Source organism: Streptomyces sp. rh34, assembly GCF_002551245.1.
Lineage (GTDB): Bacteria > Actinomycetota > Actinomycetes > Streptomycetales > Streptomycetaceae > Streptomyces.
The window spans coordinates 1-458 of the sequence record NZ_NTGZ01000604.1 but is presented as its reverse complement, the minus strand read 5'-3'; the positions used below and the strand labels follow the sequence as shown (position 1 = coordinate 458).

Annotated in this window: 1 protein-coding gene; it reads right to left on the bottom strand. The window is 78.8% G+C overall.

Going from position 1 to position 458, the window contains the following annotated elements; all coding sequences use genetic code 11:
• On the bottom strand, nt 1-458 hold a 458-nt coding region (locus CR470_RS38425; protein ID WP_143664009.1), incomplete at both ends, for a hypothetical protein.

Here is a 458-nt window from a genome sequence, read left to right as displayed (position 1 = left end):
AGCCCGCTCAGAGATGTGTATAAGAGACAGGGCCAGGTCGGCGCGGCTCTCGGCGGCGGCCGCCTCGCGGGCGGTGTCGGCGGCGGCGCGCGCTGCTTCGCGGGCGGTGTCCCAGGCGGCGACGGCGGACTGTTCGGCGTCGCTGGCGGCGAGGGCCGCGCGGGCGGGGTCGGCGTCGGGCGCGGTGTCGTCGAGCCAGCCCGCCTTGACGGCTTCGGCGGTCTCCTGGCCCACTTCGGCGAGGCGCTGGCGCAGGTGTCCGGCCTCGCTGCGGGCGCGCTGGGCCTCGGTGGCGGCGACGGTCGCGTCGCGGTGGGCGCGTTCGCCGGTGGCCTGGAGGGTGTCGGAGCGCTCCTCCTCCTCGTTGGCGACGCGCTCGCCCTCCTCGGCGGCCTTGTGCAGGGCGCGGACGAGGTCGGTGGCGGCGGCGCTGCGGGCGGCGAGGGCGGGGGCGGCGT